24 protein-coding genes are annotated in these 12,533 nt (G+C 62.8%); 16 read left to right on the forward strand and 8 right to left on the reverse strand.

Annotation, left to right across the window (positions count from 1 at the left end; genetic code table 11):
- Positions 1-86: 86 nt before the first annotated feature.
- The 4 genes from FVA80_RS23910 to FVA80_RS23925 all read right to left on the reverse strand — a co-directional run bounded on the left by FVA80_RS23910 (position 87) and on the right by FVA80_RS23925 (position 1,491).
- Positions 87-377, reverse strand: a complete 291-nt coding sequence (locus tag FVA80_RS23910) for a GNAT family N-acetyltransferase (RefSeq protein ID WP_246692116.1) — start codon at positions 375-377, stop codon at positions 87-89.
- A gap of 72 nt (positions 378-449) precedes the next feature.
- Complete coding sequence (locus FVA80_RS23915; protein ID WP_147907908.1) at positions 450-683, reverse strand: hypothetical protein; 234 nt, start codon at positions 681-683, stop codon at positions 450-452.
- Positions 684-685: 2 nt separating this feature from the next.
- Entirely contained in the window at positions 686-1,189 is a 504-nt protein-coding gene (locus tag FVA80_RS23920; protein ID WP_147907907.1) for a hypothetical protein, read from the reverse strand.
- Between the two features lie 11 nt (positions 1,190-1,200).
- Positions 1,201-1,491, reverse strand: coding sequence for a hypothetical protein (locus tag FVA80_RS23925; protein ID WP_246692117.1), 291 nt, complete (start codon positions 1,489-1,491; stop codon positions 1,201-1,203).
- 156 nt (positions 1,492-1,647) lie between these two features.
- On the opposite strand from FVA80_RS23925, the gene FVA80_RS23930 reads away from it, so the two are divergent.
- Both FVA80_RS23930 and FVA80_RS23940 read left to right on the forward strand, forming a co-directional pair.
- The gene (locus FVA80_RS23930; RefSeq protein ID WP_147907905.1) at positions 1,648-1,842 is read left to right on the forward strand and encodes a ribbon-helix-helix domain-containing protein; all 195 of its coding nucleotides are present in this window, start codon (positions 1,648-1,650) and stop codon (positions 1,840-1,842) included.
- Between the two features lie 616 nt (positions 1,843-2,458).
- Positions 2,459-2,641: a hypothetical protein gene (locus FVA80_RS23940; protein WP_147907903.1), complete on the forward strand. Its 183-nt coding sequence runs from the start codon at positions 2,459-2,461 to the stop codon at positions 2,639-2,641.
- A gap of 443 nt (positions 2,642-3,084) precedes the next feature.
- Here FVA80_RS23940 and FVA80_RS23945 read toward each other — a convergent pair whose 3' ends face one another.
- A complete protein-coding gene (locus FVA80_RS23945; protein ID WP_147907902.1) occupies positions 3,085-3,288 on the reverse strand; it encodes a hypothetical protein in 204 nt (67 codons plus the stop codon).
- Positions 3,289-3,472: 184 nt separating this feature from the next.
- On the opposite strand from FVA80_RS23945, the gene FVA80_RS23950 reads away from it, so the two are divergent.
- The 8 genes from FVA80_RS23950 (at position 3,473) to FVA80_RS23990 (ending at position 7,006) form a co-directional block, all read left to right on the forward strand.
- On the forward strand, positions 3,473-3,724 hold the full coding sequence (locus FVA80_RS23950) for a hypothetical protein (RefSeq protein WP_147907901.1): 252 nt from the start codon (positions 3,473-3,475) through the stop codon (positions 3,722-3,724).
- A 181-nt stretch (positions 3,725-3,905) separates the two neighbouring features.
- Positions 3,906-4,085, forward strand: a complete 180-nt coding sequence (locus FVA80_RS23960) for a hypothetical protein (protein ID WP_147907900.1) — start codon at positions 3,906-3,908, stop codon at positions 4,083-4,085.
- Between the two features lie 85 nt (positions 4,086-4,170).
- A complete protein-coding gene (locus FVA80_RS23965; protein WP_147907899.1) occupies positions 4,171-4,467 on the forward strand; it encodes a hypothetical protein in 297 nt (98 codons plus the stop codon).
- Between the two features lie 692 nt (positions 4,468-5,159).
- Positions 5,160-5,534: a DUF4440 domain-containing protein gene (locus FVA80_RS23970; RefSeq protein ID WP_147907898.1), complete on the forward strand. Its 375-nt coding sequence runs from the start codon at positions 5,160-5,162 to the stop codon at positions 5,532-5,534.
- A 110-nt stretch (positions 5,535-5,644) separates the two neighbouring features.
- Positions 5,645-5,833, forward strand: a complete 189-nt coding sequence (locus FVA80_RS23975) for a hypothetical protein (RefSeq protein ID WP_147907897.1) — start codon at positions 5,645-5,647, stop codon at positions 5,831-5,833.
- Between the two features lie 96 nt (positions 5,834-5,929).
- Positions 5,930-6,154, forward strand: a complete 225-nt coding sequence (locus FVA80_RS23980; protein WP_147907896.1) for a DUF3684 domain-containing protein — start codon at positions 5,930-5,932, stop codon at positions 6,152-6,154.
- A 17-nt stretch (positions 6,155-6,171) separates the two neighbouring features.
- Entirely contained in the window at positions 6,172-6,294 is a 123-nt protein-coding gene (locus FVA80_RS32045) for a hypothetical protein (protein ID WP_281408673.1), read from the forward strand.
- 4 nt (positions 6,295-6,298) lie between these two features.
- Positions 6,299-7,006 (forward strand): hypothetical protein, encoded by a 708-nt coding sequence (locus tag FVA80_RS23990; protein WP_147907895.1) that lies wholly within the window; start codon positions 6,299-6,301, stop codon positions 7,004-7,006.
- Positions 7,007-7,089: 83 nt separating this feature from the next.
- Here the strand turns inward: FVA80_RS23990 and FVA80_RS23995 are convergent, their stop codons facing one another.
- The gene (locus FVA80_RS23995; RefSeq protein WP_147907894.1) at positions 7,090-7,869 is read right to left on the reverse strand and encodes a hypothetical protein; all 780 of its coding nucleotides are present in this window, start codon (positions 7,867-7,869) and stop codon (positions 7,090-7,092) included.
- Between the two features lie 542 nt (positions 7,870-8,411).
- Here FVA80_RS23995 and FVA80_RS24000 point away from each other — a divergent pair.
- Both FVA80_RS24000 and FVA80_RS24005 read left to right on the forward strand, forming a co-directional pair.
- Entirely contained in the window at positions 8,412-8,630 is a 219-nt protein-coding gene (locus tag FVA80_RS24000) for a hypothetical protein (RefSeq protein ID WP_147907893.1), read from the forward strand.
- Positions 8,631-8,637: 7 nt separating this feature from the next.
- Positions 8,638-8,919 (forward strand): hypothetical protein, encoded by a 282-nt coding sequence (locus FVA80_RS24005; protein ID WP_246692118.1) that lies wholly within the window; start codon positions 8,638-8,640, stop codon positions 8,917-8,919.
- A 122-nt stretch (positions 8,920-9,041) separates the two neighbouring features.
- On the opposite strand, the gene FVA80_RS24010 is transcribed toward FVA80_RS24005, so the two are convergent.
- Complete coding sequence (locus tag FVA80_RS24010) at positions 9,042-9,542, reverse strand: hypothetical protein (protein ID WP_187193490.1); 501 nt, start codon at positions 9,540-9,542, stop codon at positions 9,042-9,044.
- Positions 9,543-9,836: 294 nt separating this feature from the next.
- On the opposite strand from FVA80_RS24010, the gene FVA80_RS24015 reads away from it, so the two are divergent.
- Positions 9,837-10,001: a Flp family type IVb pilin gene (locus FVA80_RS24015; protein WP_147907892.1), complete on the forward strand. Its 165-nt coding sequence runs from the start codon at positions 9,837-9,839 to the stop codon at positions 9,999-10,001.
- 81 nt (positions 10,002-10,082) lie between these two features.
- On the forward strand, positions 10,083-10,367 hold the full coding sequence (locus FVA80_RS24020) for a hypothetical protein (protein WP_246692119.1): 285 nt from the start codon (positions 10,083-10,085) through the stop codon (positions 10,365-10,367).
- Positions 10,368-10,473: 106 nt separating this feature from the next.
- Here the strand turns inward: FVA80_RS24020 and FVA80_RS24025 are convergent, their stop codons facing one another.
- Entirely contained in the window at positions 10,474-10,662 is a 189-nt protein-coding gene (locus FVA80_RS24025) for a hypothetical protein (protein ID WP_147907891.1), read from the reverse strand.
- A 229-nt stretch (positions 10,663-10,891) separates the two neighbouring features.
- On the opposite strand from FVA80_RS24025, the gene FVA80_RS24030 reads away from it, so the two are divergent.
- Positions 10,892-11,152, forward strand: coding sequence for a hypothetical protein (locus FVA80_RS24030; protein WP_147907890.1), 261 nt, complete (start codon positions 10,892-10,894; stop codon positions 11,150-11,152).
- Positions 11,153-11,793: 641 nt separating this feature from the next.
- Positions 11,794-12,492 carry a thermonuclease family protein gene (locus FVA80_RS24040; protein WP_147907888.1) on the forward strand — a complete coding sequence of 233 codons (699 nt, stop codon included), beginning with the start codon at positions 11,794-11,796 and terminating at the stop codon, positions 12,490-12,492.
- The last annotated feature ends 41 nt before the right edge of the window (positions 12,493-12,533 follow it).

Raw genomic sequence — 12,533 nt, forward strand, 5'->3', positions numbered from 1 at the left:
GCCTCTGGACTCAAAGGATCGGCCACGCACCTTGCTATGCCAAGGCCTACGATCCCAATTGATCTGAATAGCCTGTCTTGGCTGCCTCACGCGATCAGATCGCGGTGCGCGCGGTGCCTGTGCAGCCAAGTCCTGGCGTAGCCGCACAAGGGTACAATCCGCTCGCCGCTTGCCCGGGCCTGTGCCACCACGCCTTCCATGAGCCGTCCAGCAGCTCCGGTGCCTCGCAAGGCAGGTGGTGAGTAGACGTAGCTGATGATGAGGCAGCCTGCTTCGCGCCGATAATCTGCGAACACAACTGCATCGCCGGCCCCCAGCTCAAAACGGCTTTGGTCGACGTTGTTGCGCACCGAGTCCGTCATGTTCTTCCCTTGCATCACATCAATCGGAGAGCGTTTTGCCCCCTTCAGCCGGATTGAAACATCTAAAGGTCGTCGGTGTCCGGCTTATCACTCCATCTCAATGCCAAGATAACCGTCCTGGATTTGCATGCTGTGGAGATTGTCGGGCTGGAAACCCCAGTCGCCGGCTTGGGCGGCAGGCCCTCGATCTTGATCATCTAACAGCGCGACGATCCGCTCTACGACATCGAGCGCGAGCTCCGCGAGCTGCTCGAACTCCTCTCGCGGAATGGCTTTGGCCATCACCCGACGGCTGGTGGGAAATGGAACGACATTGCTCATGATCAGCCCCAGGCCTTCACGGCTTCCATGAGGAGATCGCGATCCCGGATCGCCCCCTCGCATAAGATCTCGTCCTTGATGCGCAGGCTTAGGGCTTCGTCGCGCTGCCAGTCGTCCTGCGGCCTTCGCAGACGCACCTCATCGGCGATGCGGTCACGGATCAGGGCCGCACGCGAGGCTTCCTGCTCAGCAAGATCGCCAGCTGCATTCGGACGCACGCCGACGATTGGGTCATGGCTCTCTGCGAACGGCTGACAGCCTACCGCGAGCCACTGGTGGTGGATTGCCTCGAACACGTCGAAGAGGTTGCTGAGCTGAGAGATGTTGAGGCCGCTCAGTTCCACCGCGTCAGCCTGCATCTTAGCCAACGGCATGGATTTAGACGCAGCCGGCTCCTCGGCTTTCCGTCTCAGAACGCGGGCGGCCGATGCTCCTACGTCAGCAGCCCGTTCGCGCAGGGACGTGCGCGGGCCAGCCGGTGCATTCCTGGAGGGGGATTTGCTCATGGCCCCCTCCCTCACGCGAGAGGAAGGTAGCTGTAGGCGAGCACGCCCCCGGCGATGATGAGGGTCGCGGCCAGCGCCTCGCCAGCGAGATCCAGGAAACGCCGGGCCCGGATGTGCGCCGTGTCGGGGCGAACAGGAGCCACAGCCTCCCACGGCTCGATGGCGCCAGGCATCGGCTCGTTCGGCAGGATGTGGGAGCGGCGTTCGCTCGGAAGCTCGCGGACTGTGCCGATCACGATTGGCCGGCGAATTGGGACGGGCTGGCTGAAGTCCGGGATGTCGGCGAAAGGCCGAGCAGGCAAGCGCGGGCGTTCACCGGCGCGAGCCGGTGCTGTAGGGTTACGGGTAGCCATGTGACGGTCTTTCCGGACGGCGTTGCAGGGTCAGGGCCGAGCAAGAGCACCACCTCTTGTTCGGCCCGGCAGTTTCTGACATTATCAACCCACGAGAGGTTGTCAATGTCAGAAACCGGCAAAAACAAAGGCGGCCGCCCTCGTATCGATGCCACCCCAATCACCGTGCGGGTACCTCCCAGTCAGCTCGACAGCCTCGATGCATGGATCGCGGACCATCCAGAGCCCAAGCCGAGCCGGCCCGAAGCCATTCGAGAAGCAGTTTCGGAGCATCTGAAGGTGAAGGGCTACGTCAAATGAAGGGCTCTCACGCTGAGCCCGACAAGCTGGTCGAGGTCGCTAGGCTCGCGACGGCAATCGCTAACCGCATCCTCGAACAGAACGAGGCGGGCACGACGATCCCGCCAGAGCAGTTCATCATGCTCGTCCGGGCCGCTAGAATGCTCCAAGACAACGGCGCCCCGTGGCCGCCTTCCGTGGAGCACGTGCTAATGGAAGTGGCCAAGCGTGCCGAGCCAGCTGAGGTGGCTCCCCAGGCTGGCCCGGCTGCGACGAAGGGTGACGACGTCGTGGGGCACCTAACGCAAGTTCTCCATGCGATGCGGCGGCCGTAGGAAAGCGAACATGCGCATGGGACGATCGAAGCGTAGGCTGCCCGACAGCCTGACCCAGCACCTGTCGGATCCGAAGATCGTAGCCTTTCGGCCCCGGAACCGACGGCGCGGCGTTTTTCAGGGGTCCGAAGCGGCAAAGAAAATCGGGATCTCAGCCGTGACCCTCATCGTCGTCGTGCTGGCAGGTGGGTACCTGCTGCGCCTGTGGTAGACCGACCGCTACGTGCTCACAGACTGGCTCACCGGTCAGGGCTACGTGCGGCACCGCGAGGATCCTGAGGGCGCAAACTAAGGAATCCAGTTTGCCTGAAAATCATAGCAAAGAGCGGAAGCAGGCCGAGGCCGCGTTCGCCAAGATACAAGATCATCCTGGCGACAAAACCTCCGTCGCGCCGGGTATCAGCGATGCGGATCAGAACACGGCCCGGCTGAAGGCTGCGCGTTTGGAACGAGATAGCTCCGCGGGCGAGCTGAAGAAGCTCTGACACACAGTGCTTGCTTCTCAACCACTCCCAGTCATCGCGGAGGGCTAATGTCTCATTTCCCGAGCATACGCTCCAACGACCACATAAGCCTGCACCTGAAGGCTGAGACCCGCGAGACGAACTCCGCCGAGGTCTGGGTTGAAATCGCGGAGAAGCGTCAGGTCTTTGAGGAGCGGACAGCGCGCCTTAAAGCGATGAGGCTGGCGCGCGAGAGTGTCGGATCCTGAGAGCATGAACTTATGCGCCTCACCGAGCACCGGAAGGCGAAGGGCTATCTGAAGTGATGTCACCCCGGGCTGCGATAATCCTGGGTGTCGTGGGCCTTTCGGCGGGAGCAGTGAACATCCTCAACGGCTTCGGCTATGAACATCCTCAGTTCATGGTTCTTGCAGCAGGCCTGTTTGCCAGCGGCGTGATCGCCTTCCTGAGGTAGGCGAGAACGATCAGGATCGCTGTAACCGCTCACCGACGTTCTCGTTGCACCCATCAGTGGCTAGCGGCGTGACCTCACGAGCAATCTGCTCGCCGACCAAGTGGAGAAGGACGCGAGCGGCCAGCTGCATCTCGCTTGTGCCGTGCTTTTTCACCGCCTCATAGGCAGCGATACAGGCGTCAAGCATCGCCTCGGGGCCTGAATCCTCGGTCATCGTTTCCGTCACAGATACGTCGATTAGACGGCTATCGCGGTCTGGCCTAAATCGTACAACCGGTGGTTTTACGGGGGTGCTATGCGGTTGAAGATTGCATAGCCGGGTTGCGCGCTATCTCATGGTCTGCAATTCAGGCGTGCATTAGACCTAACCGGTTGTGTGGTTGATGGAGAGCATGCAAATGCCGAACGACCCTCGGCCGACGGCTTTTGCCGAGCGCTCCGCACAACACCTGCAGCGGTTAGCTCAGGTGCTCGATGAATCACTTGAGGCCTTCCTCGGGGAAGTACCATTCAAGTCCGACGCGGCTGAAGCGGCCGAACTGCTCCGCCTATGGAAAGCGATCCGTGACCATGAAAATCGGCAGAGCCTCTTGCTTGCCGCTCGTGGGTTCGTCGAGCGCGAGGCTGATGCGCGCCTGGCCGCAGAGTAGGACGGCCCCGGGCGATGCGGTTGCGCGCGACAGTCGAGGCGCACGAAGCCGCCGGCGTCATCTTCATCGAGGAAAACGGCGAGGGGCCGGGCGTGCGGCTGAGGAAAGCGTAGGTCGGCCCACCTGTGACGGGATAGATGGACGCCCTACTTTCCTCGCCCAAAGGTTGCGAGGAGCGCTGATGTCCGAGAACCCCAGCCACGTCCAGGGATACCGCGAAACCAAGGCCGCAAGGGCCGCTGAGCGGCACGATCAAGCCAATGCGGTGTGGGCCGAGGTTGAGGCGGAGCGTCGAGGCGTCGAGGAGCGGACCGCAAAGCTCCGGGCGATGCGGCTGGCGCGGGACAACGCCGGCTCCTGATCGGTTCACCGGCCAGGGCCGCGTGCGGCACCGCGAGGATCCCAAGGGGGCGAACTGGGTAGGCAGGAAGCATCGGACGCCAACCATGAGCAAGGACGTTATCCCGGGGCCGGACTTCACGATCTTCGATCCGCCTTCGACCTTCGATCTCGGCGGATCGTCACACATCCCGATGCCCTTCACCGAGCCGGGCGAAGTCGCCGACCGGTCCGGCGACTTGTGGCTTGATGCTTTCGGGGATCGTCTCGTGCACGGTGAGATGACTGTGACGCCCGAGCAGGCTCAGGCGGCGGCACAGCACGGGTGGGAGACGGTTCTGGGCAGCGAGCACGAGGGGAAGGTCACCGTCCGCCGGCCGGATCCCAATCCCGGGCAGGACTGATCAGCGAAGCCGCCGGCGTCATCTTCATCCAACAGAACGGCCGGGGGCCGCAGGCTTGCGCCGGGTGCGATGCTTTGTTCTCGGCGGCCAAGCGCCGACATCATCCAACTGTTCCAGAATGTATGAGTCGGGATTGCGGCCCATCATGTGCTGCCTTGCCCGCCAGTCGCGTTGCTGCGGCGAGAGCAGGTGAATCCAAGGCGGCGGTCCGTTTGGGTCAACGACCCGGTCCTGATCGTCATCCATCGTGGCCTACCTTGGGTTTGCGGCAAGGCGGAGCTTACACGAGATCGGTCCGGCCTGGGTTTTGATGGGTCCGGAGGGTAGTCCCGATCAGTCCGTCACCATTTCTCAGGCCCTTTCCAGCTGGATTCGATCATTGCCGCCGTCCTGGCGAAGGGGGGCTGCAGCTACCTGCCTGCGAAAAGCATCACGTCATCCCGGGCAGCGCGAGACCGCTGCAAACGAGCTCGTCAACGCCGCTCGCTGATCATGAGCTCGGCGGCGAGCGTGCAACTGGAGAGGTAGTAGGCGGTCGGCATCGTTCAGCTTTGCCGCGTAGGTCCGGCCGGCGCCAGATCACGCCATTCCGGTTCGGCCCAGTGTCCAGCGCGTCTGCTCCAGGTCGCAGGCGGAACGAACGTGTCGGCGGTCCGCTTTCCTCGACAATTCGAAGAACCAGGGAGAGCGCCGTGGACGATGATCGCGTGTGGTCGTTTGAGAAGAGCCTGTGGATCTGCGACGCAGATCACTACCGCGAGCTCGTCGACGAAGAATGTCTCATGGTCCTTCCACAACCGCCATTCGTTCTCGGTGGGACCCAGGCGATCGAGGCGGTCGCCTCCACGCCGCGGTGGGCCGAGATCGAGATCTCGGACAAGCGGATCAGCCGTCCGCAGGAAGGTCTCATCGTGATCGCCTATCATGCAGTGGCGAGCCGCGACGGCGAAACATACGAGGCACACTGCACATCGACGTACCGCCGTCTGGAGCACGAGGTTTGGCGCGTCGTGCAGCATCAGCAAACGCCTCCGCTCGTGACACCCGCAGCAAAAGTCAGCGGTTGATTGGCGGAATATGGGGCGGCCCTGACAGGCCGCCCGCGGAACCACCGGTGTTGTCATCATCGAGAAGAACGGCGAAGAGCCGAGGCGGCGCGTCCCGACAGGAGCAATTTATGCTGAGTCCGGTTGAAGCCCTGCGAAAGCTGCGCGAAGAAATGGTGATGGATCGCCGCAGATCGGTGGATCAGCAGGAGAGTATCCAGAAGGTGCAGGCCGAAATCGAGGCAATCGATAGGGCTATCATAGACGAAATAGCTATGCAGAGCTGCGCCGACTTGAAGTCCGGCAGTGTCTTAGTTTGAAGTCTGAGACTGGTTCTGCGCGTTCCTCGACCCCGTCTCGTACGTTCGCACGTCCCCTCCCGCTGCCGTATGCTTGGCGATAAACAGGAGGCTCCCATGGCAGATCAAGATCGTGCACTCATCGACACACACGGCGAACAAGACAACATAGCTTTGGCCCAATTGGGAGCGGCCGTGATCCTGGCGTGGCCGTTATTAGATTCCGATCTGCAACGCGATTTAATCGCAACGGCCGCCGTAGTGGATGGCGTCAAACGAGATCCGAGCTTTGAAGAAATCCTGACCCGGCTCGTTCAGATGAATAACCGGGGTGGTGGTTAAGTATGCACACTGGAACCATGGGCCAGCGCCGCGATGCCACAGCGATCAACCGCGCCATCTCGGCGATTCTGATCGCTGCCGGCGTCATCTTCATCGAGGAGAACGGCGAGGGGCCGGGAGTGCGGCTCAAGAAAGCCTGAGGCCATGACGGTAGACATCTTCGAGTTCTGGAGCCGCATCGCCGACGATGCATTCGTACATCCGGATGACGCAGCGGTTTTCGAGCGGCAGCCTGGCTGGCCGAAAGAGGAGGAGCGGCTTGGCGAGCGCCCGAATCACAACTTCAATCTCGACTGTCTGCCGATCGGCTTCTTTGGCCCGCTGCGCACCGCGAAGGTTGTGCTGCTATTCCTGTCCCCTGGGTATGATCCGTTCGACACGAGGCATGCCCAGACGCCTGAGGGCCGCGCCTACTATCGCGAGCAGCGGGCCGGCCTTCGCGATCTGCCCAGCGTGACTGATCACGAGGGCGCTCACCTCTGGTGGACTCGGGTCGTCCGCCAGTTCGATGCCAAGCCAGAAGCATTGGCGGACCGGATCGCCATCCTCAACATCGGCGCCTACCACTCCCGCAAGTTCCACGACTGGCACCTGCTGACGGCCCTACAGTCCAGCCGGGTCGCCTTGGACCACGCCCAGCGAGTACTGTTTCCGCAAGCCGAGGCCGGGGAGCGCGTGGTGGTGTGCCTCCGCTCCGCCCGTCTGTGGGGCCTCAGTCGCGGCCAGGATGACAAGGGAAGCCAGCTCGGTCAGTCTCTGTTCGTCCCGTCCTGCACTCCAGGCGGCATGATGCATCACGGCGAGGTGCGGATCGCGACTATCGCTGCTGTGCGAGCTGCCCTGGAGCTCTAATTTCGATTGAAGCCGCCAGCGTCATCTTCATCAGCGTCGCCGGCAAGCGCCTCACGTATCGAGCAGTCTACGCAGCTCAAAGACTAGTGCTTTATCACCCAGCGCTTGAGTCGGTTTTTCTGGAAATCGAGCCAATCCTCCAGGTCTTTTAAGCTTTCTTCGCTGAAGCTTTCGGGGAAGCTCAGAATCACTGCCCCTTCCGGAATATTGCAAATATCAGAGCGTGATCCGGCTGGCACTTCATTCAGTGCCGGCCTGCTTGCAGGGGCGGTCTGCTGCGGCTCTTGCATGGCAATCTCCTTCGGCTCGTGCCCGCTACGGCGGGGACCAGCCTGCTCCCATTCGGTATCGTCGTCTTCGAGGTCATGCCCGACTGCAGAAACGGTATCAGAGCTAGCGAGGTTCGCAAACACAAGATTGTCCGCATAGATCGCCAACACTTCCCTGGCCGCATTCTCTGAATAGCCGAAGTCGACTTTAAGATTGCTGCGAGCAATCATTTCGCTGGGTGGCTTTGCGTGCCAAGCCTCCCACAAAGAGGCAAAAGCACGGGGCTTCAATGCAAAGTATTTATGAGACTCCGCGTGTTTTTCTGGCCTCTCATCCAAAAAATAACGTCGAGCCTCTTCCGTCAGCTTAACCTTCCTTGACTCATTCGCGCCAATGTCTTGCAGCAATCCGTAATATTTAAGCGCGGCAATAGTCTGAGATCCGCCACTAGCCTTAGGGCTAAACGACCAAACTTGCACTGCATCAGATGCTACTACCGCATGATCGTTCGCGCTGTTCCATAGTTGCCTTGCTCTCTCAATCGCCTTTCGCAGGGGAATGTAGGGGTAACGCTCTGGTCCTCCGACTGCCATCGATTTTCTCCGTCGCTTCTCCGCCACGCTACGGCGACGCGGTGAACTGAGCAAGAGAAATTCGGGAGAAGCCACGGAGAAATATTGACGGAAGCGAAACGGGCCGTATGATGGGCGGTAGGAGGCGCGATGCCGACACCCGAACGGCCCCTAGCGCAACAGTCCTCGGCGCGATGGGGCTAAAACGACGAAGGCCGGCCCCGCGCCAACGGGAAACCGGCCTTCTAGAGGACCAGCAACCGGGCGGTCGGCCCGAGTTCTAGGTGCTCCTACAGTTCCTAGAGTCGCACGTCGGCTGTTCACCCTGCAAGCCTTTTCGATGGAAAGGTTACGGCCGTGGTGTGGGTGAATGCCTACGTCCGCCGGCGGTTCGGGTCTCTCGAACACGTCTGCGGCCATTTCCGCTCGCTGCCGCAATAGGCGCAGCATAGCTGCACGCAGGCGAGCGCGATGCGGTCTGTGAGTGGCACCTGATCACTGAGTGGTCCTGGCCGTCGGAAGGATTCCGGCGGCCGCTCCCACAACGTCTCTAGGTGAAGACAATGAACATCTCTCTTTTGGCCGCCAACGCGCTGCCAATCATCTGCATCGTCTGCGCGACGGTGCTCGCGCTACGTTCTCGCGAAGGCTGGGGTTGGATGGTCACTTTGGCCTTCATCACCGCGGCGGTACCGAAGGCGGCGGACAAGATGCCAGCCTGGGTCCCGCCGACGTCAACGTTAGACCACGCTGCGGGGAAAGCTGAGAACGGCACGCCCTAAGTTCGAGATGGGCGCCTCAGCTTCGGCCGGGGCGCCCAAGCATGAAAAAGCCAACGTCAGCGAACCGGATGAGTTGAACGAGATGATCTTCATGGACCCGCAGCCATACACCATCGACGACCAAGCCGATGCAAACGACTATCTGACCGATCTCCTGCAGCACCTAGGGAATCGGTCTACGGATGTCATCGAGCGCCACTGCGCTCTGCGGGTCAAGGATCCGGCAATCAAAGAGTACTTCCTGGCAACCGGCGCCAAGATGCTCGCCGGACTCAAGAACACGCCCTAAACGAAAAAGCCCCGCGCGGCGGCTGCCGGCGGGGCTGAGGATCGGTCTGGGAGGACCGCGGGATGCATAGCAAGCCGTGGGCCAGCTGTGGCGGATCCTTCGGAGAGATCCGGGAGCGAGGCTCAATCCGCCCGCCGCATCTGAGCGCCGCTTCGCTGCACGACGTCATACGTTTCCGGCCGCTCTCGCCGTGCCACGATCCGGCACCGATCCCGAAGCGTGACCTCGTGCTTCGGCCATAGCTCGCAGGCAGCCTCGAACGCGGCCTGCGCCATGGCGATGGGATAGATCACCGCGAGCTGCGCCTCGACGCAGCCGCCCGTCTCCTTCCACACCTCGATCGTGAACGGCACGCCCGGCGGGACCGGGGTCGTGGGGCGGACCGGCGGCGGCAGCGTGATCGCGGCCAGGCACAGGTGCTCGTATTTCCGAGCCGGCGGTGACCCGGGCGGGCGCTGGTAGCGGCACGAGGCCGTCAGGGTGCGCAGGATATCAAGCGTTGACACATCCGGCCCGAACCGCTCCCGGAGGCTGGCGACCGAGTACCGACCGGACCGCTTGCAGGACGAGCAGTCCACGTAGACCCGGCCCGGCAGAACATCCCGTAGAGACCCCAAAGCCATCGCCTCCATTCTGGAACGAAGGCGGAACATGCCAGATCCTGCCGCGCGGTTCAGCGGGGCGAGGCTTGAGCTCTCTTCATGCCGGTGGAGGGCTGTGGATCGCTTCGGAGAACGCCATCGCTATCAGGCGCTTCGGTCGCCCAGGCCACGAAAACCCGTCGCCTTCTTCGTCGGTGATGGTGAAGCGCACTCATAAGCGGATTGGGGGGGGACCAAATAGTGGTTCTTCACAAGCCGTAAACGCGCCATCGGTATCACGGGGTTGTGAGCCCTGACCGGCGTAGGATCCCCGTGATGCCTCGGCTGCTGCAGCGGTTCGCCCGCGACGAGACCGGCGCCACCGCTATCGAGTACGGCATGATCGCCGCCCTGATCGCCGTCGTCATCATCGGCTCGCTCAGGCTCGTGGGTTCGCGGCTCGGCGCGAAGTTCAGCGCCATTGCCGGCAACCTGAATTGAGCCGAGTCCCGCGGATAGGTCCGCTCTCTCGACCCTAACCGAGTGCGGTCTGGGAACGACGCTCTAAGGGGGCAGTTCAGCTTGTTCGCCAGCCGTGCCGTCGGCTGGCAATTCGCAGGCATTCAGGGGCCGATGCACAAGCTTCCGCCCATGAGCTTGTACCAGCTCCGCCTACTGTCCGCAGACGGGCCGCGCTTCTACAAAGTGACCGCCTACCTGCGGCGGCTGGAGGTGCTCCAGCTGATCGACGCGACTGGACGAACCGACATGGCCCTAGGCAGCATCGAGTATCAAATCACCGACGCTGGGCGAGCTGAATTGGCGGAACGCTACGGCCCTGCGTATCCGCCGCCGACTGCTGAGTGATTCAGGTCCTCAGCTGAACCCCGCTTCTTTCCACGTCACCGGGCCATGGGCCTGTACGCTCGGCCCTGCCCCGATCTGCTCATGGGGCGGGGCGGAACTCGGCCGATCAAAAGCGGCGCATGTGCTCTCCGAGTTCGAGGCGCATCCCCGCTTCGAAGCCGATGTGCCACGCCCGGACTTCGGAAGTTAGCATGCCGGCTTCCTGATGCCCCTGGGCCACGATGACCCCGACCTGCTCAAGCCGGCGCACGACGCCCTCGACGCTGCCTGTCTCCGGGCTCAGCGTCTTGATCATCTCGCTCGCTGCAAGCCGGCCAGCTTTTTCGCCTCGAGCGGTGGGAGCTAGCGGCTTGCTATGTGGCGGCATGGGTCTCGATTGCCTCACCTCAGTGAGCCGATACGCAACGCGGCTCGTGAGACAGGATGGCGCCGGGTGGTTACCAGCTCTCGTCGCCAGCCAATATGTTGTTGTCCCACGACGATACCCTGCGTTAGCGGCGGGTCAGGGAACAGGATCGGGCCGCATGGACGACGACGATCGCGAATTCGAGCATTCCTCGCTGTCGGGCGCGTTCGCCCGCGACGGCGAGACGGTCGAGGTCGAGATCTACCGGTTCGAAGGGGAGACAGGCCGGTGGCGCCTGGAGGTGGTCCATCTCTCCGGCTGCGTTCGGTGGGAGACCACGTTTGCGACCGAAGCAGAAGCGCACGCCGCTTTCCTCACGATGATCGAGGCCGTGGGCATAAGGTACTTCGTCGGCGATCGCCCAAAGGCCCGACACTGATCGAACGGCACGGCACGAAAAAGCCCGCGCCGGCGAAGGTCAAGGAGTCCCCCGGTGCGTTACGCCAGGCAACGAGTCGACCGTATCAGCATTGCAGGCGCAGGAGAGCCCGCTGCGATGACAGATCGGGCGGGCTCTCAGCCTCGGACGAAGGTGTCACCGCGGAGTTCGAGGCTGGCGTTCACGTACCATGTGGCGGGCCACCACGATGGAAGCCTGCGGTGGCTAAACTGTGCAGCCTGTGCCGTTCAACCGCCGCCACCGTTGCCGGCACCACCGCCGCTGCCACCCGTCGAACGTGACCCGCGAGAAGGCTGACCTGCATTGCCACCAGCGGCCGAGCTCGACGAGCCACGCCCGCCGGTGTTGTTCGTGATGGGGATGCCCGTCCGCTTGGCCGACTTCATGTGACGTGAGCGCGCATCAGCCGGCGCTGTCGTCTGTGAGAGTACGAAAGATGACAAGGCTAGGGCGCATGCGCCAAGAAGGAGCTTCTTCAAAACGGTTCTCCGATTCAGCCGATAACGAGCAACCCGTTGCGGAAGCATAGTATCCGCACCGCCATTCGATCGCCCGTCCTTGGCTCGGCATCGCGCTCTCGAACCGGTTGCCGGAAGCCGCGGATCGGCTATCGCTTCGGGATGCGCCACACCCTCCTCGCTCTCCTGCTGCTGAGCGGCCCCGCTCTGGCTGCCGAGCCCATCACCGGTCGCGCCTCTGTCACGGACGGCGACACCGTGGTGATCCACGGAACCCGCATTCGCTTGTTCGGCATTGACGCGCCGGAGAGCGCTCAACTCTGCCAGGACTCGGCGGGCAAGGACTATCGCTGCGGCCAGCGGGCGGCGCTGGCGCTGGCCGACCGGATCGGCGAGGCTCCCATCTCCTGCGAGCCGCGCGACACGGACCGCTACGGGCGCACCGTTGCGGTGTGCAGGAAGGGCACGGAGGATCTGAACGCCTGGATGGTCCAGCAGGGCCTCGCCACAGCCTACCAGCGGTATTCCCGCGATTACGTCCCGGCCGAGACGACTGCGAGAGCTGCGAAGCGCGGGCTCTGGGCTGGCACCTTCGACCCACCGTCGGACTGGCGGCGCGCCAAGCGTGCGGGTGGCGTCGAGACCAGGCCGGAGATGGAGAAGCCCCCGGCAGCCGCGCCGGCGCCAGCGCCGGTCACCTGCGCGATCAAGGGCAACATCTCGCGGAAGGGCGATAAGATCTATCACCTGCCCGGGACCCGGGACTACGAGCGCACCGTGATCAACGCCGGCTCCGGCGAGCGGATGTTCTGCAGCGAGGAAGAAGCGAAGGTCGCGGGCTGGCGAGCGGCGCGAAGTTGAGTGGGCCTCGCCCGGCTGCCAGATTGCACCTCCGCACTCGG

It is taken from the genome of Methylobacterium sp. WL1, assembly GCF_008000895.1.
Classification (GTDB): domain Bacteria; phylum Pseudomonadota; class Alphaproteobacteria; order Rhizobiales; family Beijerinckiaceae; genus Methylobacterium.

Coding starts and splice junctions, on each gene's coding strand:
- FVA80_RS23910 (WP_246692116.1), bottom strand. CDS start 377: ATGCAAGGGAAGAACATGACGGACTCGGTGCGCAACAACGTCGACCAA.
- FVA80_RS23915 (WP_147907908.1), bottom strand. CDS start 683: ATGAGCAATGTCGTTCCATTTCCCACCAGCCGTCGGGTGATGGCCAAA.
- FVA80_RS23920 (WP_147907907.1), bottom strand. CDS start 1,189: ATGAGCAAATCCCCCTCCAGGAATGCACCGGCTGGCCCGCGCACGTCC.
- FVA80_RS23930 (WP_147907905.1), top strand. CDS start 1,648: ATGTCAGAAACCGGCAAAAACAAAGGCGGCCGCCCTCGTATCGATGCC.
- FVA80_RS23945 (WP_147907902.1), bottom strand. CDS start 3,288: ATGACCGAGGATTCAGGCCCCGAGGCGATGCTTGACGCCTGTATCGCT.
- FVA80_RS23950 (WP_147907901.1), top strand. CDS start 3,473: ATGCCGAACGACCCTCGGCCGACGGCTTTTGCCGAGCGCTCCGCACAA.
- FVA80_RS23960 (WP_147907900.1), top strand. CDS start 3,906: ATGTCCGAGAACCCCAGCCACGTCCAGGGATACCGCGAAACCAAGGCC.
- FVA80_RS23965 (WP_147907899.1), top strand. CDS start 4,171: ATGAGCAAGGACGTTATCCCGGGGCCGGACTTCACGATCTTCGATCCG.
- FVA80_RS23975 (WP_147907897.1), top strand. CDS start 5,645: ATGCTGAGTCCGGTTGAAGCCCTGCGAAAGCTGCGCGAAGAAATGGTG.
- FVA80_RS23980 (WP_147907896.1), top strand. CDS start 5,930: ATGGCAGATCAAGATCGTGCACTCATCGACACACACGGCGAACAAGAC.
- FVA80_RS32045 (WP_281408673.1), top strand. CDS start 6,172: ATGGGCCAGCGCCGCGATGCCACAGCGATCAACCGCGCCATCTCGGCG.
- FVA80_RS23990 (WP_147907895.1), top strand. CDS start 6,299: ATGACGGTAGACATCTTCGAGTTCTGGAGCCGCATCGCCGACGATGCA.
- FVA80_RS23995 (WP_147907894.1), bottom strand. CDS start 7,869: ATGGCAGTCGGAGGACCAGAGCGTTACCCCTACATTCCCCTGCGAAAG.
- FVA80_RS24000 (WP_147907893.1), top strand. CDS start 8,412: ATGAACATCTCTCTTTTGGCCGCCAACGCGCTGCCAATCATCTGCATC.
- FVA80_RS24005 (WP_246692118.1), top strand. CDS start 8,638: ATGGGCGCCTCAGCTTCGGCCGGGGCGCCCAAGCATGAAAAAGCCAAC.
- FVA80_RS24010 (WP_187193490.1), bottom strand. CDS start 9,542: ATGGCTTTGGGGTCTCTACGGGATGTTCTGCCGGGCCGGGTCTACGTG.
- FVA80_RS24015 (WP_147907892.1), top strand. CDS start 9,837: ATGCCTCGGCTGCTGCAGCGGTTCGCCCGCGACGAGACCGGCGCCACC.
- FVA80_RS24025 (WP_147907891.1), bottom strand. CDS start 10,662: ATGATCAAGACGCTGAGCCCGGAGACAGGCAGCGTCGAGGGCGTCGTG.
- FVA80_RS24030 (WP_147907890.1), top strand. CDS start 10,892: ATGGACGACGACGATCGCGAATTCGAGCATTCCTCGCTGTCGGGCGCG.
- FVA80_RS24040 (WP_147907888.1), top strand. CDS start 11,794: ATGCGCCACACCCTCCTCGCTCTCCTGCTGCTGAGCGGCCCCGCTCTG.